Genomic DNA, 25133 nt, shown 5'->3' on the forward strand with positions numbered 1-25133 from the left:
AAAACGCCTGCCACCTCGACGGCTCACAACTGCCGCCGGTCGTGGCGATGGCCTGGACGAACCGACCAGAGTCTCTCCCCGTCATGGAAAGGGCACACGATGTCTTCCTCCGTCAGCAGACGCCGCCTCCTGCAGGTGGCCGGGGCCACAGCAGTCGCCTCATCCGCCGGGTCCCTGCTCGGCAGTGTCCCCGCGCGGGCCGCCGTCGTACCTCCGGCCCGCGCGGACATCGGGGCGCTGGCACACCCCTTCGAGTTCGGCCAGGTCCGGCTGACCGCGAGCCGGTGGCTGGACAACCAGAACCGCACCAGCAGCTACCTCCGGTTCGTCGACGTGGACCGGCTGCTCTACGTCTTCCGCGCCAACCACGGTTTGTCCACGGGCGGCGCCGCCGCGAACGGCGGCTGGGACGCACCGTCGTTCCCCTTCCGCAGCCACGTCCAGGGCCACTTCCTCACCGCCTGGGCCCAGCTGTACGCCGTGACCGGCGACACCGTCTGCCGGGACAAGGCGACGTACATGGTCGCGGAACTGGCCAAGTGCCAGGCCAACAACGGCGCCGTCGGCTTCGGCACCGGATATCTCTCCGGCTACCCCGAGTCCGACTTCACGGCCCTGGAAGCACGCACCCTGAGCAACGGCAACGTGCCGTACTACACGATCCACAAGACCCTCGCCGGCCTGTTGGACGTGTGGCGCTACATCGGCAGCACCCAGGCCCGCAGCGTCCTGCTGGCCCTGGCGGGCTGGGTCGACACGCGCACCGGCCGACTCACCACGGCGCAGACACAGGCCATGCTCGGCACGGAGTTCGGCGGTATGAACACCGTACTGACCGACCTCTACCAGCAGACGGGGGACGACCGCTGGCTGACCGTGGCCAAGCGGTTCGACCACGCCACGGTGTTCGACCCGCTGGCGGCCGGCACGGACGCACTCAGCGGGCTGCACGCCAACACCCAGGTACCGAAGTGGATCGGCGCCGCCCGCGAGTACAAGGCCACCGGCACCACGCGCTACCGGGACATCGCGACCAACGCCTGGAACATCTGCGTCGGCACCCACACCTACGCGATCGGCGGCAACAGCCAGGCAGAGCACTTCCGCGCTCCCAACGCCATCGCCACCTACCTCAACCAGGACACCTGCGAGAGCTGCAACACCGTCAACATGCTCAGTCTCACCCGGGAGCTCTACGCCCTCACCCCCGACCGGGCGGCTCTGTTCGACTACTACGAGCAGGCGTGGCTCAACCAGATGATCGGCCAGCAGAACCCGGCCGACCCGCACGGCCACGTCACCTACTTCACTCCCCTCAAGCCCGGGGGCCGGCGCGGTGTGGGCCCGGCCTGGGGCGGTGGCACCTGGAGCACCGACTACACCACTTTCTGGTGCTGTCAGGGCACGGGCCTGGAGATGCACACCCGGCTGATGGACTCCGTCTACTTCCACGACGGCGGCAGCACCCTCACCGTGAACCTGTTCGTACCGTCCGTCCTCACCTGGACCGAGCGCGGCCTCACCGTCACGCAAACCACGTCCTTCCCCGCGACCGACACCAGCACCCTGGTCGTCACCGGCAACGCCTCCGGGACGTGGACGATGCGCATCCGTATCCCGGGCTGGACCACCGGGGCCGTGATCAGTGTCAACGGCACACCGCAGAACGTCACCGCCATCCCCGGCAGCTACGCCGCCCTCACCCGCTCCTGGACCGCCGGCGACACGGTGACCGTCCGCCTGCCCATGCGGTTCATCATGCGGTCGGCCAACGACAACTCCAAGGTCGCCGCGATCACCTACGGTCCGCTCGTCCTGTCCGGTGACTACGGTGACACCGCGCTGAGTTCCCCGCCCTCCCTGGACACCTCCACGATCAAACGGACCTCCACCGGCCCGCTCACCTTCACCGCCACCGCGAACGGCACCACCGTCGGCCTCGGGCCGTTCCATGACGCGCACGGCCACAACTACACGGTCTACTGGAGCATCGGCTCCGCCCCCACCGTCCGCCTCGTCAACGCCGGCAGCGGTCTCGTCCTGGGCATCCAGAACATGTCCACGGCCGACGGCGGCCGGGCCCTGCAGTGGAACGACAGCGGCACGGCCGACCACAACTGGGAGCTGGTCAATGACGGCGCCGCCTTCCGCATCCGCAACGCCCACAGCGGCAAGGTCCTCGGCGTCCAGGACATGTCCACTGCCGACGGCGCGACCGTCCTGCAATGGTCGGACACCGGAACCGCCGACCACCGCTGGAGCCTGCTGGACCAGAACGACGGCACCTGCAAGATCCGCAACGCGAACAGCGGCAAGCTCCTCGCCGTCGCGGGCGGCTCCACCACCGTCGGCGCGTTCGCGGTCCAGGCTTCGGACGACGGCACAGCCGACAACCGGTGGCGCGTCGTACGGAATTAGCGCTGCGGCCCCCTCCGGGACCGACGGGTGCCGGGCCGGCGGTATGACGGTGACATCCAGGTAAGGGAAGAGCGGAAGTCCCCGGAGGATGTCGTTGCGCCGGTCGTTGTCGGTGCGAAGAGCACGAAGGGTACCTCTGGGCTGCACGGCGGCATGGCGCCGGCCACACGGGGCGCGTTCGGGCCGGCCGGCATCGCGCGGCTGTTGGGTGACGGGACGGGAGCGGACCGGTGGGCCGCCCCGCGCGGCGCCCCCCGTGCCGGGGCCGGACACCGGCACCAGAGCGTACTAGGGCGGCGATCACAGGGCCATCCGGAACCGCCCCTTGACCGCCGCCCTCGGCCTGCCCCAGCTCCCCAACCACGGCGCCGGGCGGGTCAGGGCTCCGCGGCCGGAGCCCGACCGGTGTGCACTGACGGCCGGAACCCCATGCCCCCCGGTGCGTCGCCGTGACGCCGCTTCCGACCGGCCTCAGCCGAGATGCATCCAGACGCCCTTGACCTCGGTGTAGACGTCGAGGGCGTACTTCCCCATCTCACGGCCCCAGCCGCTGGCCTTGAACCCGCCCCAGGGCGCCGCACTGTCCGGGATCGGCAGCATGTTCACGAAGACCGCGCCGGCCCGGACCCGGGCGGCGAGATGGTGGGCGGTGGACAGGTCCCGGGTCCACAGGGCCGCCGCGAGACCGTAGTCGCTGTCGTTCACCCGGGTGGCCAGTTCGTCCGGATCGTCGTAGGCGAGTACGGGGAGCACCGGGCCGAAGATCTCCTCGCGGGCGATGGCCATGTCGTCGTGGACGCCGCCGAAGACCGTGGGGCGGTAGAAGTTGCCCCGCTCCAGCGCGCCGTTCTCCCGGCTGCCGCCGGTGACGAGATGCGCCCCCTCGGCCACGCCCCGCCGGACGTAGGAGTCGACCTTGGCGAGGTGCTCGTCGCTGACGAGCGGGCCGAGTTGGGTGTCGGGGTCGATGCCGGGGCCGAGGCGCAGTCCGGCGGCGGCGCGGGCGAGTTTCTCGGTGAACTCGTCGGCGCGACGGCGGTCCACATAGAAGCGGGAGTAGGCGGCGCAGACCTGGCCGCTGTTGAGCAGAGCGCCCTGGAGGCAGCCCTCGACGGCGGAGTCGATGTCGGCGTCGGCGGCGACGACGCTGGCCGCCTTGCCGCCGAGTTCCAGCGTGACCCGCTTGAGGTTGCCCGCCGAGGCCCGCACGATCTCACGGCCCACGGCGGTGGAGCCGGTGAAGGAGACCTTGTCGACGCCGGGGTGCTCGACCAGGGCCCTTCCCACGTCCGGTCCGCCGGTGAGCAGGTTGACGACACCGGCCGGAACACCGGCCCGCTCGATCAGCTCCACGAGCCGCAGCGTGGTGAGCGGGGTCTGCTCGGCGGGCTTGACCACGACCGTGTTGCCGCAGGCCAGCGCCGGGGCGATCTTCCAGCTCGCGATCATCAGGGGGAAGTTCCAGGGGGTGATCAGCGCGCAGACGCCGACCGGCTCGCGCCGGGTGTAGTGCAGGGTGTCCGGGAAGGACACCGGCGTGACCGTGCCCTCGATCTTGGTGCACCAGCCGGCGTAGTACCGGAAGTGCTCGGCCGCGCCGGCCACGCTCACACCCTGGGCGATCCCCAGCGGCTGCCCCTGGTCGCGGGTCTCCAACTCGGCCAGTTCTCCGGCGTGTTCCTCGATCAGGTCGGCCACCCGCCACAGCAGTCGGGCTCGGGCGGCGGCCGTGATGCCGGCCCAGCCGGGCGCGAAAAGCGCCTCGCTCGCCGCCTCCACGGCCTGGTCCACGTCCGTCCGGCCGGCCTCCGCGAAGAGCCCGACGGGCTCGCCGGTCGCCGGGTCGAAGCTGGTGAACTCCGCCCCGCCGGCGGCACCGGCCCATTCGCCACCGATGAACAAACTGCCCCGAACGACGTCCATACCGGTGCCCGCCTCATCTTGTCCCGTTGGTACCCGCTGGTCTGCCGCAGGCCGCCGACGCGGTCCTGCCAGGCTGCGTGACCAGCGTCTCCGTTGGGGGCCGGGGGGTCTTGTCCGTGAGGGAACAGCGGTTGACGGGTCGTGCCCAGTCGGCGGGTGACCGGCGCGGATCAGTCGAGCGACAGGGTGAGACCGCCGGCCGGCTCGCTGGTGAGCCGGTACTCGCGCGGGCTCGCCCCGTAAGCGGACCGGAAGATCCGGCTGAAGTGGGCGGCGTCGGCGAAGCCCCACCGGGACGCGATCGCCCCCACGGGGCGGCTCAGTTGCAGCGGGTCGCGCAGGTCCCGGCGACAGTGCTCCAGGCGCCGCTCGCGGATCCAGGCGGACACCGTGGTGCCCTCGTCGCGGAAGAGCTTGTGCAGGTAGCGGGTGGAGATGAAGTGCGCGGCCGCGACGCTCTCGGGGCCGAGGTCGTGGTCTCCCAGGTGCCGCTCGATGAACGACGCGATCCGCATCATCAGCGCGCGCCGCCCGGAGTCGGGTGACGGCGCCTCGGTCTCCAGCCGCTCCGACAGCAGGGTCACCAGCAGGTCGACGATGTTGTCGGCCAGCCGGAGACTGCCGACGTTCTCGTACTCGTCCAGATGGTCGGCGAGCCGCAGCAGCAGGGGGGAGACCAGGGCGCCGATGCCGTTGCGCCCGGACACCCGGACGGCCGTGATCCGGGAGACCTTGTCCGGCGGCACACGCAGCACGGTGCGCGGCACCATGAGCACGAGCTGCCGGTAGCTGTCGTCGAAGGACAGGGTGTACGGGCGGGTCGTGTCGTAGATAGCGAAGTCACCGGGGGTGAGCGGGGCCTCGCGTCCGTCCTGGGCGAGCAGGCAGTAGCCCCGCAGCTGGAGGCCGAGCTTGAAGTAGTCGGCGTCGGAGCAGGCGATGGTGCGTGGTGTGCGGTACACCGTGTGCGCGGTGGCCTCGATCTCGGTGACCTGCAGCTCCCCCAGACTCAGGCCGCGCAGTTGACCGCGGAAGGGACCCTCGCCCGGTTCGGCGCGCAGCGGGACGAAGGCGTCGCAGACGATGTCGCGCCAGAAGTCGAAGCGTTCGGACTGGGGCAGATCGGCTGTACGCAGGGCCAGCGACATGGTGCCTCCCTCGGGGGTCCCGGCTGGTCAGTCATGGTGCACCCGATTGGACGTTTCGCATATTTCGGTCAGGTCACAATCGTTTGAACCCCAACGACTGAGCCCACTGTGCCGTGCGGACGGTCCCGCGCCAAGGGTCCGGCCCCGTCGGCGTTCGCTGGCGGTCAACGGGTGTGCGTCCCCGCACAAGCCGCCCGGGCCGCCGCCGGGAGACCGTGGACGGCGCCGCGTGTTCCGGCGCGTCCGGCCGTACGGCCCCCGGACCGTCCGCTTCCAGACCCATCGCTCGGAGAGCCCCCATGCCGCATCCCCTGGGCGTCAGCCCCGGCAAGGTCGTCGCCGTCCACCTGAACTACCGCAGCCGTGCCGCCGAGCGCGGTCGCGTCCCCGATCATCCCTCCTACTTCCTCAAACCGGCCACCTCCCTCGCCGGCACCGGGGACGAACTGGTCCGCCCGCGGGGCTGCGAGCTGATGTCCATCGAGGGCGAGATCGCGCTGGTCGTCGGCGAACGGGCGCACCGGGTGCCGCCCGACCGGGCCTGGCGGCACATCCGGTGGGTGACGGCCGCGAACGACGCGGGAGTGTACGACCTCCGCTACGCAGACCGCGGTTCCAACCTGCGCTCCAAGGGCTCCGACGGCTTCACCCCGCTCGGCCCCCGGCTGCTGGACGCCCGCTCGGTCGACCCGGCGGCGCTGCGCCTGCGCACCTGGGTCAACGGCGAGGTGGTGCAGGACGACACCAGCGACACGCTGCTCTTCGACTTCGCGCGCCTGGTGGCCGACCTCAGCCGCACGGTCACCCTGGAGCCGGGGGACGTCATCCTCACCGGTACGCCGAGCGGCGCGGGCGTGGTGGGGCCGGGCGATTTGGTCGAGGTCGAGGTCAGCGGCTCCGGGCAGAGCACGGGCAGGCTCGCCAACGCGGTCGTGGAGGCCGGGGGTCCGCTGGCCGAGTACGGGGCGATGCCCCGTGCCCTGCCCGAGGACCGGGCCGCGGCGTACGGGACCCCCGTCGAACCGGTACTGACCCCGGAGCGGCGGGAAGCTCTGACGTCGCTCTCCGTCGCCACCCTCGCCTCACAGCTGCGCAAGCGGGGCCTCGGCGGCTGCTACGTCGACGGTGTCCGGCCGGTACGACCGGACCTGCGGATGGTCGGCACCGCCCGCACCCTGCGCTATCTGCCGTTGCGCGACGATCTGTTCGCCCGCCACGGCGGCGGTATGAACGCCCAGAAACGGGCCGTGGAGTCCGTCCTGCCCGGCGAGGTGCTGGTCATGGACGCCCGCCGGGAGGCCGACGCGGGCACCCTGGGCGACATCCTCGCCCTGCGGGCGCTGCGGCGCGGCGCGGCCGGTGTCGTCACCGACGGAGGCCTGCGGGACAGCGCTGCCGTGGCCGGGCTGGGTCTGCCCGTGTACTCGACCTCGGTGCACTCCGCGGTCCTGGGCCGCAAGCACGTCCCCTGGGACACCGACGTACCCATCGCCTGCGGCAACGCGCTCGTACAGCCCGGGGACGTACTCGTCGGCGACGCCGACGGGGTCCTGGTGCTGCCGCCGCACCTGCTGGACGAACTGATCTCCGACTCCGTCGAGCAGGAGCGGCAGGAGGCCTTCATCGCCGAACGCGTGGCCGAGGGCGCCTCGGTCGCCGGTCTCTACCCGATCGGCCCGGACTGGCGGGAGGCGTATCGCGCCTGGTGCAACGCCCGGTCGGCCGCCGGGTCGTCACGACTCCCCGCCTCCCCCGCCCCCAAGTCCGACGTCCCCCCGACCCCCGCACCCCAGGAGAGCCGACCGTGAAGTTCCGCAGCGACCCCGCCCTCATCCGGGGCTCCCTCGCCCCCGTGGTCACCCCGTTCACCGAGGACGGCACCGTGGACCTCGACGGTCTGCGCCGTCTGGTCCGCTGGCAGATCGACTCCGGTTCGCACGGCATCTCGCTGGGCGGCTCGACCGGCGAGCCCGGTGCGCAGACGGTCGCCGAGCGGATCTCGGCGATGCGCGCGGCCGTGGAGGTGATCGGCGAACGGGTGCCGTTCCTGCCCGGCACCGGCACGGCCAAGATCGACGAGACCCTCGAACTCACCGCCGCCGCGAGGGACCTGGGAGCGGACGCCGCCCTGGTCATCACGCCGTACTACGCCCGTCCCACGCAGGAGGCGCTGTACCGCTGGTACGCGACGGTGGCCCGGGAGTTCCCCGATCTGCCGCTGGTGGTCTACAACGTGCCCTCGCGCACCGCCGTCGACATCGACCCCGAGACGGTGGCCCGGCTCTTCCGGGACTTCGACAACATCGTCGGGATCAAGGAGACCACCAAGGACTTCGAGCACTTCTCCCGCACCTTCCACGCCTGCGGCAAGGACCTGCTGATGTGGTCCGGGATCGAGCTGCTGTGCCTGCCGGTGCTGTCCCTCGGCGGCTCGGGCTTCGTCTCCGCGCTCGCCAACATCGCCCCGGCGGCCGTGTCCCGGATGTACACACTGTGGGAGTCCGGCGACCACGAGGCCGCACGTGACCTGCACTACCGGCTGCACCCACTGGTCGACCTGCTCTTCGTGGAGACCAACCCGGCGCCCGCGAAGTGGGTGCTGAAGGAGGCCGGGCTGCTGGACTCCGCCCATGTGCGTCCGCCGCTGGTCGAGCCCACCGAAGCGGGCCTCACCCGGATCCGGGCCCTGCGCGCCGCGGGCGCCGACCTCCTCGACTTCGACCTCTGAGGACCAGACATGTCCGAGACACCCGACGACCTGCCCAAGCTGATCCAGCACTACATCGACGGGACGTACACCGACTCGGCCGACGGGAGGACGTTCCCGAACGCCGACCCGGCGAGCAACGTGCCCTACTGCGCGGTGGCCTCGGGCGGGCCCGCCGACATCGACGCGGCGGTCGCCGCCGCGCACCGGGCGTTCACCCAGGGCCCCTGGCCGGGGATGAGCCCCCGCGAGCGCGGCCGGATCCTGCAGCGGATCGCCGACGCCATCGAGGCCCGCGAGGACCGGCTCGCCGAGCTGGAGTCCTTCGACACCGGGCTGCCGATCACCCAGGCCCGGGGGCAGGCCCGCCGGGCCGCCGAGAACTTCCGCTACTTCGCCGACGTGATCAACGCCCTGCACGAGGACGCCTTCCGCAGCGCCGCGCAGGTCGGCTACGTGGTCCGCAAGCCGATCGGCGTCGCCGGACTGATCACCCCGTGGAACACCCCGTTCATGCTGGAGAGCTGGAAGCTGGCCCCTGCCCTGGCCTCCGGCTGCACGGTGGTGCTCAAGCCCGCCGAGTTCACCCCGCTGTCCGCCTCCCTGTGGCCGCAGATCATGGAGGAGGCCGGGCTTCCGCAGGGCGTCTTCAACCTCGTCCACGGAATCGGCGAGGAGGCCGGCGCGGCCCTGGTGGAGCACCCGGACGTGCCGCTGCTCTCCTTCACCGGCGAGACCACCACCGGGCAGGTCATCATGCGGGCCGCCGCCTCCGGCCTCAAGGGGCTGTCCATGGAGCTGGGCGGCAAATCCCCTTGCGTGGTTTTCGCGGACGCCGACCTGGACGCGGCCGTGGACGGGGCCCTGTTCGGCGTGTACTCCCTCAACGGAGAGCGCTGCACGGCCGGTTCGCGGATCATCGTCGAGGCGTCCGTCTACGACGAGTTCGTGGCCCGCTTCGCCGAACGCGCCGCCCGCGTCCGCGTCGGCCTCCCGCGGGACCCGGCGACCGAGATCGGAGCTCTGGTCCACCCGGAGCACTACGAGCGCGTCCTGGGCTATGTGGAGTCCGGCCGGGAGGAGGGCGCCCGGCTGGTCGCGGGCGGCGGGCGGCCCGCGCACCTGCCGGAGGGCAACTACCTCGCGGCCACCGCCTTCGCCGACGTCGACCCGTCGATGCGGATCTGGCGCGAGGAGATCTTCGGCCCGGTCGTCGCCCTCACGTCCTTCCAGGACGAGGCGGACGCGATCCGTCTGGCCAACGACACCCGCTTCGGTCTGGCCGGCTACATCTGGACCTCCGACCTCAAGCGCGGTCACCGCGTCGCCCAGTCGATCGAGGCCGGCATGGTCTGGCTCAACTCCCACAACGTCCGCGACCTGCGCACCCCCTTCGGCGGCGTCAAGGCCTCCGGCCTCGGCCAGGAGGGCGGGGTGCACAGCATCGACTTCTACACCGACCGGCAGATCGTCTCGGTCGCCCTCGGCGACACCCACGTCCCGCGCTTCGGAGCCCGCCGATGACGACCGCACCCGATGTGATCCGTTCCGCCTACGCCCAGCTCGCCGTCACGGATCTCGGCGCCGCCCGCTGGTTCTGGGTCGACATGCTCGGCTTCCATGTGCAGTACGAGGATGCCGACTCCCTCTACCTGCGGGGCACCGACGAGCTCACCCACCACTCCCTCGTCCTGCGCAGGGGTGAGATCGCCGCACTCGACCACATCGCCTACCGGGTCCGCACCCCCGAGGACCTCGACCGGGCGGAGCGGTTCTTCGGGGCGCTGGGCTGCCCGGTCCGGCGGTTGAGGAAGGACGAGGGCACCCACGGCGTGGGCGACGCCGTCCGCGTGATCGACCCGCTCGGCTTCCCCGTGGAGTTCTTCCACGAGATCGACCGCGCCGAGCGCCTGATCCAGCGCTACGACCTCCACCGGGGTGCCCAGATCGCCCGTCTGGACCACTTCAACATCTGCACGCCCGACATCCCGGCCGCCTACGACCACTACCGGTCCCTCGGCTTCGGCTGCTCGGAGACGATCGAGGGCGACGAGCACGAGCTGTACGCGGCCTGGATGTACCGCAAGCAGACCGTCCACGACGTGGCGTTCACGGGCGGGGCGGGCCCCCGGCTCCACCACCTGGGTGTGGCCACCCATGAGTCGCACCAGGTCCTGCGGGCCGCCGACATCTTCGGCGCGCTCCACAAGGAGCACCACATCGAGCGCGGTCCGGGGCGTCACGGCGTCTCCAACGCCTTCTACCTCTACCTGCGCGACCCCGACGGCCACCGCGTGGAGATCTACACCTCCGACTACTACACCGGCGACCCCGATCACGAAACGTACCGCTGGAACGTCCACGACGACCGCCGCCGCGACTTCTGGGGCAACGCGGTCATAGAGTCCTGGTACAAGGAGGCCACCCCGGTCCTCGACCTCGACGGGCGCCCGCAGCCCGTCTCCGACGCCGTGCTGGACGAGTCGGCCGTACAGGTCGGGGCGGACGGTCTCGGCTGAGCCCGGCCTGCCCCACTGCCCCGCCCCGCTCTCCCCGGAGCGGCTCCCGGTGTGCCGCTTCGGGCAAGTGCAGGTCGCTGGGGGACAAGACCCCGGTCCACTCCGACGAATAGACAAGAACCATGACCACTCCATCCGATCTCGACGCCGACGCCGGATCCCTCGGGCTCGGTGACACCTTCCTCACCAACAGGCCCGCGCCCAGCGAGGCACTGCACGGCCGTCGGCTCGTCGTCGTCCTCGACGACGGCGCCGAGGTCGTGGTCGACCTCCGTGAGCCGTCGGCAGCGGTGGACTCGTCCGGCGGCTCGGCGGTGCGGCCCACCCACCGCTACGAGGTGTTCGAAGTCGCCCCCGACCTGTTCTTCCTGCGCCGGGAGGCGATCACCGACGGGAACACCTCCCGGTCGGCGCTCGTCGACCTGCGCGACGGCAGGGCCCTCGTCGTCGACAGCACGGTTGAAGGGACGAAGGTCCCCGGGCAGCCCAAGGTCGGACAGCGGTTCCGGCACGGCGCCCTGGCCGGGTCCGGGGCCACCGCCCGGTTCAAGCGCTCCCGGGAGCTGGTCGGCCGCCGGATCATGTGGGCATACAGCCCCACCGACGTCTACGAGCACATCTACCTCAACGAGGACTGGTACGTGTGGCACTGCCTGGCCGGTGAGGAGTTCCGGCTGGCGGAGGTCGACCCGTGCGTGATGTTCGAGGTCCGCGACGGCATCCATCTCCTGGGATTCGGCGAGCGGATCCTGCCCATCGCCGCCGTCATGGTGCTGAACCTGTCGACCATGCAGTCGTACGCCTCGATGCTCGGTGAGGAGGAGGACGGTTCGCTCAACGCCTTCTCCTTCGGCGCCCACGGCACCGAGGTCAGCAGCACCTCGTTCCCGGAGCCGTACGATCCCCGCACCTCCGAGCCCTCGGGAGACGCCCGTGAACCCCGGCACTGACGCGGGCCGGCGCCCGGACACCCCGGTGGCCGTCGTCACCGGGGGCGCCACGGGGATCGGTTTCGCCGTCGCCGAGGCGCTGGCGGGACGGGGTTACGACGTCGTCGTGGCCGGCCGTCGCGCCGAGACCCTGACCGAAGCGGTGGAACAGCTCCGTACGACCGTCCCCGGCGCCCGCGTCACCGGCGTGCCGACCGATGTCGGCGCCCCCGCGGACGTGGACGCCCTGTTCGCCCGTGTGGAGGCCGAGTACGGGCGGATCGACGCGCTGGTCACCGCGGCGGCGGCGCTGCACGTGGCGCCGTTCGACGAACTGACGCCGTCCGACTGGCACTCGATGATCGACGTGGTGGTCAACGGCGCCGCCCTGTCCTGCATGCACGCCACCCGGCTGATGAAGGCCCGGGGCGACGGGCGGATCGTGCTGATCGGCTCGGTCAGCGGCATGGTCAGCGACGCGGGGCTCGCGCACTACAACGCGGCGAAGGCAGCCGTGCACTCGCTCGCCCGCAGCCTCGCCGTCGACCTCGCCCCGTACGGGATCACGGCCAACGCGATCGCGCCCGGCTGGATCCGCACCCCGATGATCTCCGACTTCGTGGACACGGTGGACGCGGAGTGGCTGCGGCACATGAACCCGATGTCCCGCGCCGCCGAACCCGCCGAGGTCGCGGACGTCGTGCGCTACCTGGTCACCGAGGCGCCGACGTTCCTGACCGGCGCGACCATCGCCGTCGACGGCGGCCAGACCGCCATGAACCACTACCACTGAGCATCCGGCCCCGCCGACCGAACCGGAGAGACCCCCGCCATGAGTGATGTCAAACCCCTCGACCCCGCCCACACCGCCCTGCTGGTGCTCGACATGCACGAGAGCGTGGCCGGCCCGAGCGCCGAGGACGGGGCGGGCGCGCACGCGATCGAACAGAACGTGGTGGCGCATATCACCTCGCTGCTCGACGCGGCCAGGGCGGGCGGCCTCCAGGTGATCCATGTGCATCACCGAAGCGCGAAGGGCGTACGGCCCAACGGCCGGCTCCCCGAACTGTTCCGCGAGCTGGCCGGCGAACAGCGCCTCCAGGAGGGGGACCCCGGCATGGACGTGCTGGCCGGCCTCGAACCGGTCGACGGCGACCTGGTGATCCACAAGGAGCGGGTCAGCGCGTTCACCGGGACCGAGTTGGACATCGTGCTGCGCGCCGCCGACATCGACACGTTGATCCTGACCGGAACGTGGACGAACCTGTCCGTGGAGAGCACCGCCCGTTACGGTGCCGACATCGGCTACCGGATCGTCCTGGCCAGTGACGGCCTCTGCTCGGTCAGCCGCGAGTGGCACGAGAGCGCCCTGTCCCTCGGTCTGTCGGTGCTCTGCGAGATCGGTACCACCGCCGAGGTGCTGGCCGCTCTCAAGTAGCGCGCCCGCCGCCCGCCCGGCCTCGACCCACGTGCTCCCGCGAGAGGGCCTTCCATGATCGAAACCGTTGCCCCCGTCATGACCGGCGGTGCCGTGGGCCGGGCCGCACGCCGTGTCCGCAGTTCCCGGCACCTGTGGATCCTGGCGCGGATCGGCTCCGGCGCGCTGGTGCTGCTGGCCGTGTCCGTCGTGATCTTCTTCGCCACCCAGCTGCTTCCCTCGGACCCCGCGCGGACCATCCTCGGCAAACAGGCGACACCCGCCCTGGTCGCCGAACTGAGAATCAAGCTGGGCCTGGACCAGCCGCTGTCCAGCCAGTACTGGCACTGGCTCAGCCACGCCGTCCGCGGCGACTTCGGGCAGTCCATCGCCTCGCAGCGGCCGGTGGGGTCCCTCCTGGCCGACCGGGCGGTGAACTCGCTGTCCCTGCTGCTCGTGGTCGCGGCCCTGATGATTCCGCTGTCGCTCGCCCTCGGCATCGCCCTCGCCGTGCGGCGCGACCGGCTCGCCGACCGCTCGGTGAACACCGTCCTGGTCGGGCTGATGGCGCTGCCGGACTTCGTCATCGGCGCGTTCGTGCTGATCGTCCTGTCCACCACCGTGGTCGCCTGGTTCCCGTCCGCGTCACTGATCCCGCCCGGGTCGAGCCCCTTCGCGCACCCCTCGGCGCTGGTGCTGCCCTGTCTGACCCTGCTGCTCACCACGACGCCGTTCCTGGCCAGGATGGTGCGCGCCTCGGTGATCGAGGTCCTGGAGTCCGACTACGTGGCGATGGCGCGGCTGCGCGGCATCCCCGAACGGCGGATCGTCTGGCGGCACGCCCTGCCCAACGCGCTGGTGCCCGCGGTCCAGGGCACGGCACTCATGCTCAGCTATCTGCTCGGCGGGGTGGTCGTCATCGAGTACGTCTTCACCTACCCGGGTCTCGGCGGCGCGCTCAACGACGCCGTGTCCTACCGGGACATGCCGGTGATCCAGTCGATCACCCTGCTCTTCTCCGCCGGAGTCGTGATGTTCAACCTGCTCGCCGACGTCGTCACCGTGTACGTGACACCCAAGCTGCGCACCAGGGGGCTGCGATGACGGCCCTCGACCTCGCGCTGCCGAAGGCCCGGGTCCGGCGCGACCGGCAGCTGCTGTGGGGCGCGGTCGCCACCGGGCTGATGGTCCTCCTCGCGCTGACCGGACCGTACCTGGCGCCGCACGCCCCGTCGGACATCGTGGGCGCGCCGTACCAGCCGCCGGGCACCGGGCACCCGCTCGGCACCGACTACCTCGGGCAGGACGTGCTCTCCCGGGTCCTCGCGGGCGGCAGGTCCGTGGTGTGGATGGCGGTGGCCACCACCGCTCTCGGGGTGGCGCTGGGCACCGTACTGGGGCTGGTTGCCGGTTACGTCCGCCGCTTCCTGGGCGGCTTCATCGTGTGGCTGATGGACGTGCTGCTGGCCTTCCCGCAGATCGTGTTCGTGCTGCTATTCGTGTCCCTGCTCGGCCACAGCCCCCTGCTGATCGTGGTCCTGGTGGCCCTCGGCTGGAGCCCCACCGTGGGACGTCTCGTCCGCGGGGTGACTCTGCAGACCGCCGAGCAGGAGTTCGTGGAGGTGGCCGAGATGATGGGTGTCCCCCGGCGGCGGATCCTGCTGCGCGAGGTACTGCCCAACATCGTCGCCCCGCTTGTGGTCCAGACCGGGGCGATCCTGACCTGGTCGATCGGTGTGATCGCCGGACTGAGCTTCCTGGGCTACGGCATCCAGGCACCCCAGGCGGACTGGGGCCTGATAGTGAACGAGAACCGTGCGGGCCTGGTGCTCCAGCCCTGGGCGGCGGCCCTGCCGGTGATCCTGATCGCCCTGTTCACGCTGGCCACCAACACCCTCGGTGAGGGAATCAGCCGCCGGACGGCCGGGCTCACGGACGGGAACGGCGCATGACGACGACCACGACTGCCACGGAAGGGCGGCGCCCGGTGACACAACAGCACACGGTCGAGGTGTCGGGGCTGCGCGTCGAACTGACGGCCGGCGGCGCCGACGTGGTCAGCGACGTCGGGTTCACCCTCGACGCCGGGGAGATCGTCGCCCTGGTCGGCGAGTCCGGCAGCGGCAAGACCACCGTCGGATCGGCCCTGCTGGGCTACGCCCGCAAGGGTGCCCGGATCGCCGCCGGCCGGGTCGTCGTCGACGGCGTGGACGTCCTCGGCCTCGACCGGGCCCGCCTGGCCGACGTGCGCGGGCGCCTGGTGGCGTACATCCCGCAGGACCCCGGCGCGGCCCTCAACCCCGCGCACCGGATCGGAACCCAGCTGCGCGAGGTCGTGACCGTGCACCGGCCCGGCGTCTCGGACGAGGAGCTGGAAAGCCTGCTCGCACGCGCGCTGGACGAGGTCAAACTGCCGGCCGACAAGGGGTTCCTCGCCCGCTTCCCGCATCAGCTCTCCGGCGGTCAGCAGCAGCGGCTCGCCCTGGCCATGGCCTTCGTGCTGCGGCCCAGGGCGATCGTCCTGGACGAGCCCACCACGGGTCTCGACGTCATCACCCAGGCGCACGTCCTGGAGACCGTCAAGGAGCTGTGCCGCAGGCACGGGGTCGCGGCGCTGTACGTGAGCCACGACCTGGCGGTCGTGCAGGAACTGGCGGACCGGGTCATCGTGCTGTACGCGGGCCGGATCGTCGAGTCCGCGCCGGCGCCCGCGCTGTTCACCGGGCCCCGGCACCCGTACAGCCGCGGCCTTCTCGCGACCGTCCCGGACGTCACCGAGCGGCGGGTGCTGACCCCGGTTCCGGGACACGCGCCGTCCCCCGGCTCCCGCCCGCCCGGGTGTTTCTTCGCTCCGCGCTGCGTGTTCCACGAGGCCCGGTGCGACGAGCCGGACCCGGTCCTGCACCGACTGGGCCCCGACCACGCGGTGCGCTGTTCCCGGGTGACCGAACTGGACCCGCCCCTGCGGATAGCCGGTGAACCGGATGCCCGGCGCCCGTCGGGCGACAGCGAGCGGCCGGTGCTGGACGTGCGCGGGGTGAGCGTGGGCTACGGCGGTCTGCCCGTGATCCGGGACGCCACCTTCTCCGTGGCCGCCGGCGAGTGTCTCGCCGTGGTGGGCGAGTCCGGTTCCGGCAAGACCACGCTGTCGCGGTCGCTGGTGGGACTGGCCGCGCCCGACGCCGGGACGATCAGCTGTCTCGGCGAGCACCTGGCCGCCCGCTCCCGGGAGCGTACCGCGCAGCAGCGGCGCACGATCCAGTACGTCTTCCAGAACCCGTACCGCTCCCTCAATCCGCGTCACACCATCGGCGAGTCCCTGGCGGTACCGGTGCGGCACTTCTTCGGCCTGGGCCGGGCGGAGGCCGAGGAACGGGCCGGGGCGGCGCTGGACCAGGTGTCGCTGCCCCGGCGGCTGGCCGAGGCACATCCCCGGGACCTCTCCGGCGGCGAACGCCAGCGGGTCGCCATCGCCCGCGCGCTGCTGTGCGAGCCGAAGGTGCTGGTCTGTGACGAGATCACCTCGGCGCTCGACGTCTCCGTCCAGGCCGCGATCATCGAACTGCTGGACCGGCTGCGCGCCGAGCGGGAGCTGGCCCTGGTGTTCGTGACGCACAACCTGGGTGTCGTACGGGCTCTCGCCGACCGGGTCGTGGTGCTCAACGGCGGACGGACGATCGAGTCGGGCACGACGGCGGACGTCCTGGACAGCCCCGCCGAGGACTACACGCGCGCCCTGATCGCGAACTCGCCCCGGCTGATGGTCTCCTGACGGTGCGGGACCTGGTCCGGGCACGACCGAACGTGTGCGGGCCGGGTACGGCATCCGTACCCGGCCCGCACCCCGTACGGATCAGGGCACGGGTGGAGTCTCGCCGCCGGTCAGGAAGAAGGTCTTGCTGGCGATGGCCCACTCACCCTTCTCCCGCACCAGAGTGAAGTAGTTGGTGAAGTCGGATCCGATGTATCCGGTCTCCTCCAGCACCGCCGCCGCCACGTTCCCCGTGACCTCCACGGAACGGATCGTGTGCGCGTATCCGTCGAGCCAGAGCGCGGGATCGGGGCTGCCGGCCACCACATCGAGGAATCCCCCGATGGGAACCGTCACCATTTCATCCCCCAGATATCCCCACATGTGCGCGTCGGAACGGAACGCCGATCCGACGAGTGCGGAATCGGACGCGGTGACACCCGCCACGTATGTCCCGATCACCTCGCGTACGGCGTTGATGTCGTCCATGCCAGTCGCCATTCCCGTGGTTCCTTTCTCTCGTCAGCTGTTCGATTCGACCACACCGACGCGCGGATACATCGACCTCTTCGGACTCCGTGACGTGGCGGTCAAGGACTGTGCGCGGCTGGACAAGACCGTACTGTGGTCACTCCGCCATCCTTCGGAAAGTGACCGATGTCCCCGAAGCCGTGGAGGGCTCGATGGAACTGAGTAGACGCGGAGTGCTCCGGACCGGGGCGCTGGGCGGTGCCACCCTGCTGAGCGGCGGTTTTCTGTCCGCCTGTGCCGGCGGAGCGGGTACGGACGGAGACGTCTCGGGTACCGCCGGACCGACCGGCGCCCCCCGGCGCGGCGGTACTTTTGTGCACGGTATCTCCGGTGGGAGTTCGAAGGACAGTCTCAGCGCCTTTGTGATCAACTCCGCCTCGGACTTCGGCCGGTTCTGCGCGATGTACGAAACCCTGTGGTTCCCGTCGGCGAACTACACCATTCAGAAGAAACTCGTCGACGATTATTCCGTCAACGAGACCGCGGACGAATGGACGATCAGGATCAAGGCCGGTGTCGAGTTCCACAACGGGAAGAAACTGACCGCCGACGACGTCCTGTACTCGTTCGCCCGGCTACTGGACCCGAAGACCGCCGCGGCCTACGCCGGCTCCCTTTCGGACCTGGACCTGGCGAACAGCAGGAAGGTCGACGAACTCACCGTCCGGTTGAAACTGAAGTCGGGTCTGACGAATCTTCCCGAGATCCTGTCGACGTTCATCCCGATCATCCCGGTCGGCTACGACCCGGCGAAGCCGGTCGGCACCGGCCCGTTCAAGCTGAAGAGTTTCGAACCCGGCCGGCAGACCACGTTCACCCGCCACGAGAACTACTGGCAGCACGGAAAGCCCTACCTCGACTCCCTGACGATCATCGACTTCGCCGACGAGTCCAGCCGGGTCAACGCGCTGCTCTCGGGCCAGGTGACGGGCGCGGACACCATCGAGTTCTCTCTGCTCCCGCAGCTCCAGGGCAAGTCGGGTGTCAGTCTGCTGCACCAGCAGACCAACAGTTTCGTGCCTCTGCAGATGCGGACCGACAAGGCACCCTTCGACGACCCCCGGGTACGCCAGGCGTTCCGGCTGCTCGTCGACCGCAAGGCGCTCAACGAGGCGGCGTTCCTCGGGCACGCCCGCATCGCCAACGACCTCTACTCGCCGTCCGACCCGCTGTTCGACGCCTCGCTCCCGCAACGCGAGCAGGACGTCGCGCAGGCGAAGTACCTGCTGAAGAAGGCGGGCGCGGAGAACCTCAAGGTCACGCTGACCACCGCCGACCTGGGAGCGGGCATCGTCAGCCTGTCGCAGGCGTTCGCCGCACAGGCGAGGCGGGCCGGGGTGACGGTCACCGTCGACAAGGTGGACCAGGCCACGTTCTACGGCCCGAACTACGGCAACTGGCTGTTCTCCCCGAACCTGACGACCCCGGCGAACTACTTCTACACCTGTCAGTCCAGCGACGCCCCGACCTCGACGACGAACTTCACCCATTTCAAGGACACGGAGTTCGACGCCCTCTACCGGCAGGCCGTCTCCGAGACCGACCCCGCGAAGCAGAAGGACCTGGCCCACCGCATGCAGAAGATCCAGTACGACCGGGGCGGTTACATCATCGCCGGGTTCTACGACGCCTTCGACGGCCACAGCAACCGGCTCGGCGGCCTGAAGCCCGACGTGTCCGGCCTGGCCCTGTACCGCTACGCCGACCTGTGGCTGGCGTGACCGTGACCGCTCCTGCCGTTCTCGCCGAGGGGCTCGGCCATCCGCAGGGCCCCGACGTGCTCGGCGACGGTTCGGTCGTCTTCGCCGAGACCTACCGGGGCCGGATCGCCCGCTACCGCGCCAGGGACGGTGTGACCACGCTCGCCGAGACCGGCGGCGGCCCGAACGCGGTGCTGGCGGCGCCGGACGGCTCCCTGTACGTCACCCAGAACGGGGGCCAGGCAGGTCCGTGGCGGTCCCCGGACCAGCGTCCGCCGGCTGTCCTGCGGCTCGCCGCGGGGTCGTACGCGTCGGAGACCGTGGCGACCGAGGCGGACGGTGTGCCGCTCCTCGCCCCGCACGATCTCGCCCTGGGCCCCGACGGCACGCTGTACTTCACGGACTCCGGCACCTGGGCGCCCGAGACCCGCCCCGATCCGGGCCGGCTGATCGCCGTGGCCCCCGACGGAGGCGTCCGCACGGTGGTGCACACCGGGCACACCTTCCCCAGCGGCATCGCGGTGGCCGACGACGGCTCGCTGCTGTGGGCCGAGTGCTACACCAACCGGATCCTGCGGCTGCCGCCCGGCGGCGAACCGGAGATTCTGTGCACCTTGCCCGAGGAACAGTTGCCCGAGTCCCTCAAGACCGGCCCGGACGGCACTCTGTGGGTCGCCGGGCTGTTCGCGGAGGGGGTCGTGGTCCTGGACCGGCGCGGCCGGCAGACCGACTTCGTGCGCACCGGGGGTCTGCCGCTCAACTCCGTCCTCGCGGACGGCACCCTGTACGTCACCGACCTCGGCCCCTACGACGACTCCGCCCCGGACGACACGGCACAGATGGTGGGACGGCTGCTGGCGGTGGCGCTGTGAGCGACGGAACCGAGATCCTGGCAGACCTGCTCGGCCACCCGGAGACCCCCGAACTCCTTCCGGACGGCGGGGTGTTGTTCGCCGAGACCGACAGCGGCCGGATCTGTGTGCGCTATCCCGACGGTCTGCTCGCCACCTTCGCGGTGCCCGGCGGCCGTCCGTACGGCTGCCTCTTCGGCAGCGACGGCCACCTGTACGTCACCCAGAGCGGCCACGACGGGGAGGGGCGGCTCGCTCCCCGCTCGGTGCCGCCCTCACTGCAGCGGGTGAGCCCGGACGGCACCCGGGCCGACGTGCTCGTGACCGAGGCCGACGGGCTGCCGTTCACCGCCCCCAACTCACTCGCCTGGGCCCCCGACGGACGCCTGTACGTCACCGACTCCGGGCACTGGGACCCCGACCTGCGCTCCGATCCAGGGTACCTGTACGCGGTCCGCCAGGACCACCGTGCCGAGATCGTCCTGGAACTCGGCCCCACCTTCCCCAACGGCGTACTCGCGGAGAGCGACGGCTGTGTGGTGTGGGTCGAGTCCTACACCCGGCGGGTGTGCCGCCTGCTGCCCGACGGACGCACCGAGCACATCACGACCCTCCCCGAGGGCCACACCCCGGAGGCGGTCAAGGCCGACGCGGACGGCAACCTCTGGATCGCCAACTTCGAGGCGGGCGGTATCGACGTGATCGCCCGGGACGGCACCCCGCTGCGCGAGGTCGTGCTCGGTGGCGTGCCGATCAACTTCGCCTTCGGTGACGGGGAGCTGTACGTCGTCGACTTCGGCCTCACCGCCCACGAGACCCCGTACGGCTACCGCCCCGGGCAGCTGAAGCGGACGGCCTGCCGGACCGCCGGGGCGCCCGTCCTGCGCGGCGCGCTGGATCCCTCCGGCGCCTGACGGACCACGAACGGCCACGAACACCAGGAGAGCGACCATCATGTCCACCCCGCTCACGATCGACGTACTGGAGACCGACTTCGGCGGCATGCCGCAGGGCGGCGACCTGCTGCCCGACGGCCGGTTCGTCAGCGTCGACACCCACACCGGCCGGCTCGTCGGCTGGTCCCCCGAGACCGGGGCGCACACCCTCGGCAAGACCACCTCCGGACCGATCGCGGTCGCCATGGGCACCGACGGTGCCGCCTACCTGGCCCACACGGGCGGCCGGATCGGTGACTTCTGGGTCGCCGACGACGCCACCGAGCCCTGTGTGCAGCGGCTGCGGCTCGGCACCGAGGAGGCGGAGACGGTGCTCACCGAGGTGCGGGGGGTGCCGCTCGTCGCGCCGCATGATCTGGCCTGGGGGGCCGACGGACGGCTCTGGGTCGCCGACTCGCACATCTGGGAGTGGGACGAGGGCCTGCGCGAAGAACGCAGCGGCAACGGCCGGATCATCGCGGTCGAGACCGACGGCACCGCCGAGACCGTGGTCGACACGGGCGTCAGCTTCCCGGCGGGCATCGCCGCCGAGGCGGACGGCTCGATCGTGTGGACCGAGGCCTACCTCGACCGCGTGCGGCGCCGGCGTCCGGACGGCACCGTCGAGACCGTCGCCCAGCTCCCCCACGGACACATCCCGCACGGCATCCGCTGCGCGGCGGACGGCAGCCTCTGGATCACCTCCTTCGGCTCGTCCACCCTCGACGTGGTGGCCGCCGACGGAAGCTCGGTGCGGTCGCTGCCGCTCGGGGAGAACGACCGTCCCATGAACCTGACCTTCGACGGGGAGTCCCTCTACGTGGTGGAGTTCCTGGAGGACGACCAGGGCGAGATGACGGGCCGTCTGCTGCGCGTCGACACCGGGGTCCCGGGGGCACCCATGGCCCGGGGCGCGCTGCTGTGAGGGTCCGCCCACCGCGCTGAGCCGGGTCCGGGAAGGCCGACGGCAGGCCCCGGGGCCTCTCCGGCTCCCCTCCCCCGCCGCCCACACCTCACCGGCACACGCCGGGGGTGTGGGCGGCTGCGTGTCTCGGGGAAGGCCGGGCAGTACTGCCGTACAGGTCGCGTGCGCGGCGCACGCGAAAGGCCCATGGGGTCGGTCACCGGGTTCGCGCGTCACGCCCGCGCCCGCAGTGCGCCTGTGCGGCGGACCCGGCACCGAGCCGTGGTCCGCCGCACACGCGCACCGGGATGTCAGTCGAGCCAGCACGCCGTGCGGTGGCCCTCAGGGCCGACGGGGGTGAGTTCCAAGGGGTCGTCGTGCCGGCAGCGTTCGAGTCGCCGCGGGCACCGCGGGTGGAAGCGGCAGCCCGCGGGGAGCAGCGACGCGTCGGGCACCTCGCCCTTCAGGACCTCCCGTCGTTCCCCCGCCTCGCGCGAGGGCCGGGGCACGGCTGCCAGGAGCGAGCGTGTGTAGGGATGCCGGGGGTCGGAGATCACCTCCGTGGTGGGGCCCGTCTCCACGATCCGGCCCAGGTACATCACGGCGACCCGGTCGCACAGCACCCAGGCCAGGCCGAGGTCGTGGGTGATGAGCACGAGCCCCAGGCCCCGGTCCCTCCTCAGGTTCATCAGGACATGCAGTACCTGGTTGCGGACGGAGACGTCCAGCGCGGAGACCGGTTCGTCGCAGATCAGCCCTTCGGGCTCCAGTACCACCGCCGCCGCTATCGCCACCCGCTGCCGCTGTCCGCCGGACAGCTCGTGCGGGTAGCGTCCCCAGAACCGCTCGGGGGGCTGCAGTCCGACCGCTTCGAGCGCGGCCAGGGCGAGTCTCTCGCGGTCCTCCCGTCCCTGTCCGATCCTGTGGATCTCCAACGGCTCCAGCACGATCTGCCCTACCCGCTGACGTGGGTCGAGGGCCTGGTAGGGGTCCTGGAACACCATCTGGACGCGTCGGCGCAGGTCACGCAGCCGGGCCCGGGACAGCGCCGTGTCGTCCAGGAGCACCTGCCCTGCGGTCGGTCTCTCCAGGCCCAGCAGGGCGCGGCCCAGCGTCGACTTGCCCGACCCCGACTCCCCGACGACGCCGAGGACCTCCCCCTGGTGCCAGGTGAGGTCGAGGCCGTCGACGGCCTTCACTGTGGTCCGGCGACCGGGGCGGCCACGTACGGGGAAATGGACCTCCAGTCCTCGTGCCTGGAGCAGTGGCCGCTGTGGCCGGGGCCCGGCGTGGGAGGCGTTGGGGACGGGGACGGTACTCATGTGGCTGCTTCCCTTCCCGGGCTCTGCGATGTCTGCGCGGTGTGCGACGCCGTCGAGGCCTCCGATGCGGTGTGCGACCCGTCCGAGGTCTCGCGCCTGTCCTGGGCCGGCGAGGAACCCTGCGCCGCCGGTCCGATCGGCCGCAGACAGCGGGCCTGCCGCTCGGGGCCGAGGTCGCGCGGTTCCGGTACCTCGGTCCGGCAGTCGTCGTCGGCCCGGTGGCAGCGGGGGTGGAAGACACAGCCGGGCGGCAGCGCGGCCGGGTCGGGCGGGGCGCCGGGGATCGGCGCGGCGAGGACCCGGGGGCCGCCGATGACGGGCAGCACTCCGAGGAGGCGATCGGTGTAGGGATGCGCCGGCGCGCGGTGGACGTCGGCGACCGGCCCCGTCTCGACGATCCGGCCGCCGTACATGATCGCGAGCCGGTCGCAGGTCTCCGCCAGGACCGACATGTCGTGCGAGATGAGGATCAAGGAGAGTCCAAGCTCCTGTCTGAGCTCCTCCAGGATCCGCAGGATCTGTGCCTGCGTCACGACGTCCAGGGCGGTGGTCGGCTCGTCGGCGATCACCAGTTCCGGTCGGCAGGCGAGCGCGAGGGCGATCATGATGCGCTGCCGCATGCCGCCGGAGAACTCGTGCGGGTGGCGGCGAGCCCGTGCCGCCGGGATGCCCACCATCTCCATGAGTTCCACGACCCGGGCGCGGACCTCGCCGCGGTCCGGCTCCGGGTCGTGCAGCCGGATCGCCTCGGCGAGCTGGTCGCCCACCCTGACGACCGGGTCGAGGGCGTTCATCGCTCCCTGGAACACGACGGAGACGGTGCGCCAGCGCAGGTCGCGCAGTCCGGCCTCGGTCCGCCGGTGGACTCTCATGAGTCCGCGCCGCGAGTGCAGGTCGATCTCCCCGCCGAGCAGTTCCAGGCCCGTCGGCAGCAGGCCGAGCAGCGCGAGGGCGGTGGTGGTCTTTCCCGAACCGGACTCGCCGGCCAGTCCGAGCGCCTCGCCCCGGCGAAGGTGGAACGACGCGTCGTCGACGATCCGCACCGTCTTCCCGGTCTCGCCGCGGTACCCCACCGTCAGGCCTCGCACGTCGACCAGCAGGTCACCGTCCGGTGCGGCGGGCCGCCCGGCTCTCCCGTCCGTCATCGGCGCTCCCGGAGGCGTGGGTTGACGATCTCCTCGACGGCGTGGCCGACGAGGTTGAAGGACAGTACGGCGAGCACGATGCACACGCCCGGCGGGAGGAAGTACCACCACGCGCCCTGGGTCAGCGCGCCGGACTCGTTGGCGCCGTCGAGCATGGAGCCCCAGGACGGGTTGAGCGGGTCGCCCAGGCCCAGGAAGGCGAGGGCCGACTCGGTGAGGATGGCGGCCGAGACGACGAGTGCCGTGTTCGCGAGGACCAGGGGCAGCACGTGCGGGAGGACGTGCTTGCGGGCGATCCACCACTGGGACGCTCCCAGGGCACGGGCGCGCTCGACGAACTGGCGCTCCTTCACCGAGATGACCTGGCTGCGGATGATCCGGGAGGTGCCCGCCCACAGGGTCAGCCCGATGACACCGACGAGGATGCCCAGCCGGCCGCCGGGTACGTCGTCCGCCCGCTCGCTCAGCAGGGAGGTCAGGACGACCGCCAGCGGCAGGAAGGGAAGGACGAGGAAGAAGTCGTCGACCGCCGAGAGGAGCCGGTCGACCCAGCCGCCCGCGAGGCCGGACGTGATTCCCACGGCCGCGCCGATCACGACGGAGACCAGCGCCGCCGCGAACCCGACCGTGATGGAGGACCGGGCCCCGAGGATCAGCCGGCTCAGGACGTCGCGTCCGTTGTCGTCGGTGCCCAGCCAGTGGCGCCAGGAGGGGGCGGCGAGGAGGTCGGTGGAGTACGAGGAGGAGGCGTTCGTGTTCTCCGGCGCGATCCACGGCCCCGCGACGGCGACGGCCACGAACACGAGGAGGACGACGCATCCGACCGTGCCGGACGGGGATCGTGAGATCAGGGCGGTGGCCCGGCGAAGACGCGCCCGGGTCTCGCCGGCGGGTCCGGCCGGACGCGGGTGGGCCGCGGTGGATGTGGTCACG

General features: G+C 71.3%; 21 protein-coding genes. 15 read left to right on the forward strand and 6 right to left on the reverse strand.

From position 1 onward, the window contains the following. Nucleotides 1-99 precede the first annotated feature (99 nt). Nucleotides 100-2418, forward strand: a complete 2319-nt coding sequence (locus PYR72_RS03620; protein ID WP_275453830.1) for a beta-L-arabinofuranosidase domain-containing protein — start codon at nt 100-102, stop codon at nt 2416-2418. Between the two features lie 471 nt (nt 2419-2889). Here the strand turns inward: PYR72_RS03620 and PYR72_RS03625 are convergent, their stop codons facing one another. Continuing rightward, entirely contained in the window at nt 2890-4341 is a 1452-nt protein-coding gene (locus tag PYR72_RS03625) for an aldehyde dehydrogenase family protein (RefSeq protein ID WP_275453831.1), read from the reverse strand. Nucleotides 4342-4511: 170 nt separating this feature from the next. Beyond that, a complete protein-coding gene (locus tag PYR72_RS03630) occupies nt 4512-5489 on the reverse strand; it encodes a helix-turn-helix domain-containing protein (RefSeq protein WP_275453832.1) in 978 nt (325 codons plus the stop codon). 299 nt (nt 5490-5788) lie between these two features. On the opposite strand from PYR72_RS03630, the gene PYR72_RS03635 reads away from it, so the two are divergent. The 10 genes from PYR72_RS03635 to PYR72_RS03680 all read left to right on the forward strand — a co-directional run bounded on the left by PYR72_RS03635 (nt 5789) and on the right by PYR72_RS03680 (nt 16833). Then, nucleotides 5789-7297 carry a fumarylacetoacetate hydrolase family protein gene (locus PYR72_RS03635; protein WP_275453833.1) on the forward strand — a complete coding sequence of 503 codons (1509 nt, stop codon included), beginning with the start codon at nt 5789-5791 and terminating at the stop codon, nt 7295-7297. Continuing rightward, on the forward strand, nt 7294-8217 hold the full coding sequence (gene dapA / locus PYR72_RS03640) for a 4-hydroxy-tetrahydrodipicolinate synthase (protein WP_275453834.1): 924 nt from the start codon (nt 7294-7296) through the stop codon (nt 8215-8217). Before PYR72_RS03635 ends, dapA begins: the two co-directional genes overlap by 4 nt. A 9-nt stretch (nt 8218-8226) precedes the next feature. Then, the gene (hpaE, locus tag PYR72_RS03645; RefSeq protein WP_275453835.1) at nt 8227-9720 is read left to right on the forward strand and encodes a 5-carboxymethyl-2-hydroxymuconate semialdehyde dehydrogenase; all 1494 of its coding nucleotides are present in this window, start codon (nt 8227-8229) and stop codon (nt 9718-9720) included. Next, complete coding sequence (gene hpaD, locus PYR72_RS03650) at nt 9717-10715, forward strand: 3,4-dihydroxyphenylacetate 2,3-dioxygenase (protein WP_275453836.1); 999 nt, start codon at nt 9717-9719, stop codon at nt 10713-10715. Before hpaE ends, hpaD begins: the two co-directional genes overlap by 4 nt. 122 nt (nt 10716-10837) lie before the next feature. Beyond that, on the forward strand, nt 10838-11665 hold the full coding sequence (locus PYR72_RS03655; protein ID WP_275453837.1) for a MoaF C-terminal domain-containing protein: 828 nt from the start codon (nt 10838-10840) through the stop codon (nt 11663-11665). Then, nucleotides 11649-12437: an SDR family NAD(P)-dependent oxidoreductase gene (locus tag PYR72_RS03660; protein ID WP_275453838.1), complete on the forward strand. Its 789-nt coding sequence runs from the start codon at nt 11649-11651 to the stop codon at nt 12435-12437. The genes PYR72_RS03655 and PYR72_RS03660 overlap by 17 nt, the downstream gene beginning before the upstream one ends. A 39-nt stretch (nt 12438-12476) precedes the next feature. Next, nucleotides 12477-13082, forward strand: a complete 606-nt coding sequence (locus PYR72_RS03665; RefSeq protein WP_275453839.1) for a cysteine hydrolase — start codon at nt 12477-12479, stop codon at nt 13080-13082. A 54-nt stretch (nt 13083-13136) separates the two neighbouring features. Beyond that, the gene (locus tag PYR72_RS03670) at nt 13137-14165 is read left to right on the forward strand and encodes an ABC transporter permease (RefSeq protein ID WP_275453840.1); all 1029 of its coding nucleotides are present in this window, start codon (nt 13137-13139) and stop codon (nt 14163-14165) included. Further along, nucleotides 14162-15013 (forward strand): ABC transporter permease, encoded by an 852-nt coding sequence (locus PYR72_RS03675; RefSeq protein ID WP_275453841.1) that lies wholly within the window; start codon nt 14162-14164, stop codon nt 15011-15013. Before PYR72_RS03670 ends, PYR72_RS03675 begins: the two co-directional genes overlap by 4 nt. Next, the gene (locus PYR72_RS03680) at nt 15010-16833 is read left to right on the forward strand and encodes an ABC transporter ATP-binding protein (RefSeq protein ID WP_275453842.1); all 1824 of its coding nucleotides are present in this window, start codon (nt 15010-15012) and stop codon (nt 16831-16833) included. Before PYR72_RS03675 ends, PYR72_RS03680 begins: the two co-directional genes overlap by 4 nt. A gap of 81 nt (nt 16834-16914) precedes the next feature. Here PYR72_RS03680 and PYR72_RS03685 read toward each other — a convergent pair whose 3' ends face one another. Continuing rightward, nucleotides 16915-17313 carry a nuclear transport factor 2 family protein gene (locus PYR72_RS03685; protein WP_275453843.1) on the reverse strand — a complete coding sequence of 133 codons (399 nt, stop codon included), beginning with the start codon at nt 17311-17313 and terminating at the stop codon, nt 16915-16917. Between the two features lie 182 nt (nt 17314-17495). On the opposite strand from PYR72_RS03685, the gene PYR72_RS03690 reads away from it, so the two are divergent. The 4 genes from PYR72_RS03690 to PYR72_RS03705 are packed head-to-tail and all read left to right on the forward strand — an operon-like array spanning nt 17496 to nt 21754. Continuing rightward, nucleotides 17496-19064, forward strand: a complete 1569-nt coding sequence (locus tag PYR72_RS03690; RefSeq protein ID WP_275453844.1) for an ABC transporter substrate-binding protein — start codon at nt 17496-17498, stop codon at nt 19062-19064. 2 nt (nt 19065-19066) lie between these two features. Next, nucleotides 19067-19915: an SMP-30/gluconolactonase/LRE family protein gene (locus tag PYR72_RS03695; RefSeq protein ID WP_275453845.1), complete on the forward strand. Its 849-nt coding sequence runs from the start codon at nt 19067-19069 to the stop codon at nt 19913-19915. Further along, complete coding sequence (locus tag PYR72_RS03700; protein ID WP_275453846.1) at nt 19912-20808, forward strand: SMP-30/gluconolactonase/LRE family protein; 897 nt, start codon at nt 19912-19914, stop codon at nt 20806-20808. The genes PYR72_RS03695 and PYR72_RS03700 overlap by 4 nt, the downstream gene beginning before the upstream one ends. Nucleotides 20809-20848: 40 nt before the next feature. After that, the gene (locus PYR72_RS03705) at nt 20849-21754 is read left to right on the forward strand and encodes an SMP-30/gluconolactonase/LRE family protein (protein WP_275453847.1); all 906 of its coding nucleotides are present in this window, start codon (nt 20849-20851) and stop codon (nt 21752-21754) included. 290 nt (nt 21755-22044) lie between these two features. On the opposite strand, the gene PYR72_RS03710 is transcribed toward PYR72_RS03705, so the two are convergent. The 3 genes from PYR72_RS03710 to PYR72_RS03720 are packed head-to-tail and all read right to left on the reverse strand — an operon-like array spanning nt 22045 to nt 25132. Then, a complete protein-coding gene (locus PYR72_RS03710) occupies nt 22045-23055 on the reverse strand; it encodes an ABC transporter ATP-binding protein (RefSeq protein WP_275453848.1) in 1011 nt (336 codons plus the stop codon). Beyond that, nucleotides 23052-24200, reverse strand: coding sequence for an ABC transporter ATP-binding protein (locus PYR72_RS03715; protein ID WP_275453849.1), 1149 nt, complete (start codon nt 24198-24200; stop codon nt 23052-23054). Before PYR72_RS03715 ends, PYR72_RS03710 begins: the two co-directional genes overlap by 4 nt. Next, on the reverse strand, nt 24197-25132 hold the full coding sequence (locus tag PYR72_RS03720; protein WP_275453850.1) for an ABC transporter permease: 936 nt from the start codon (nt 25130-25132) through the stop codon (nt 24197-24199). Before PYR72_RS03720 ends, PYR72_RS03715 begins: the two co-directional genes overlap by 4 nt. Nucleotide 25133 lies beyond the last annotated feature (1 nt).

The organism is Streptomyces sp. VNUA24, assembly GCF_029167005.1.
Classification (GTDB): domain Bacteria; phylum Actinomycetota; class Actinomycetes; order Streptomycetales; family Streptomycetaceae; genus Streptomyces; species Streptomyces scabiei.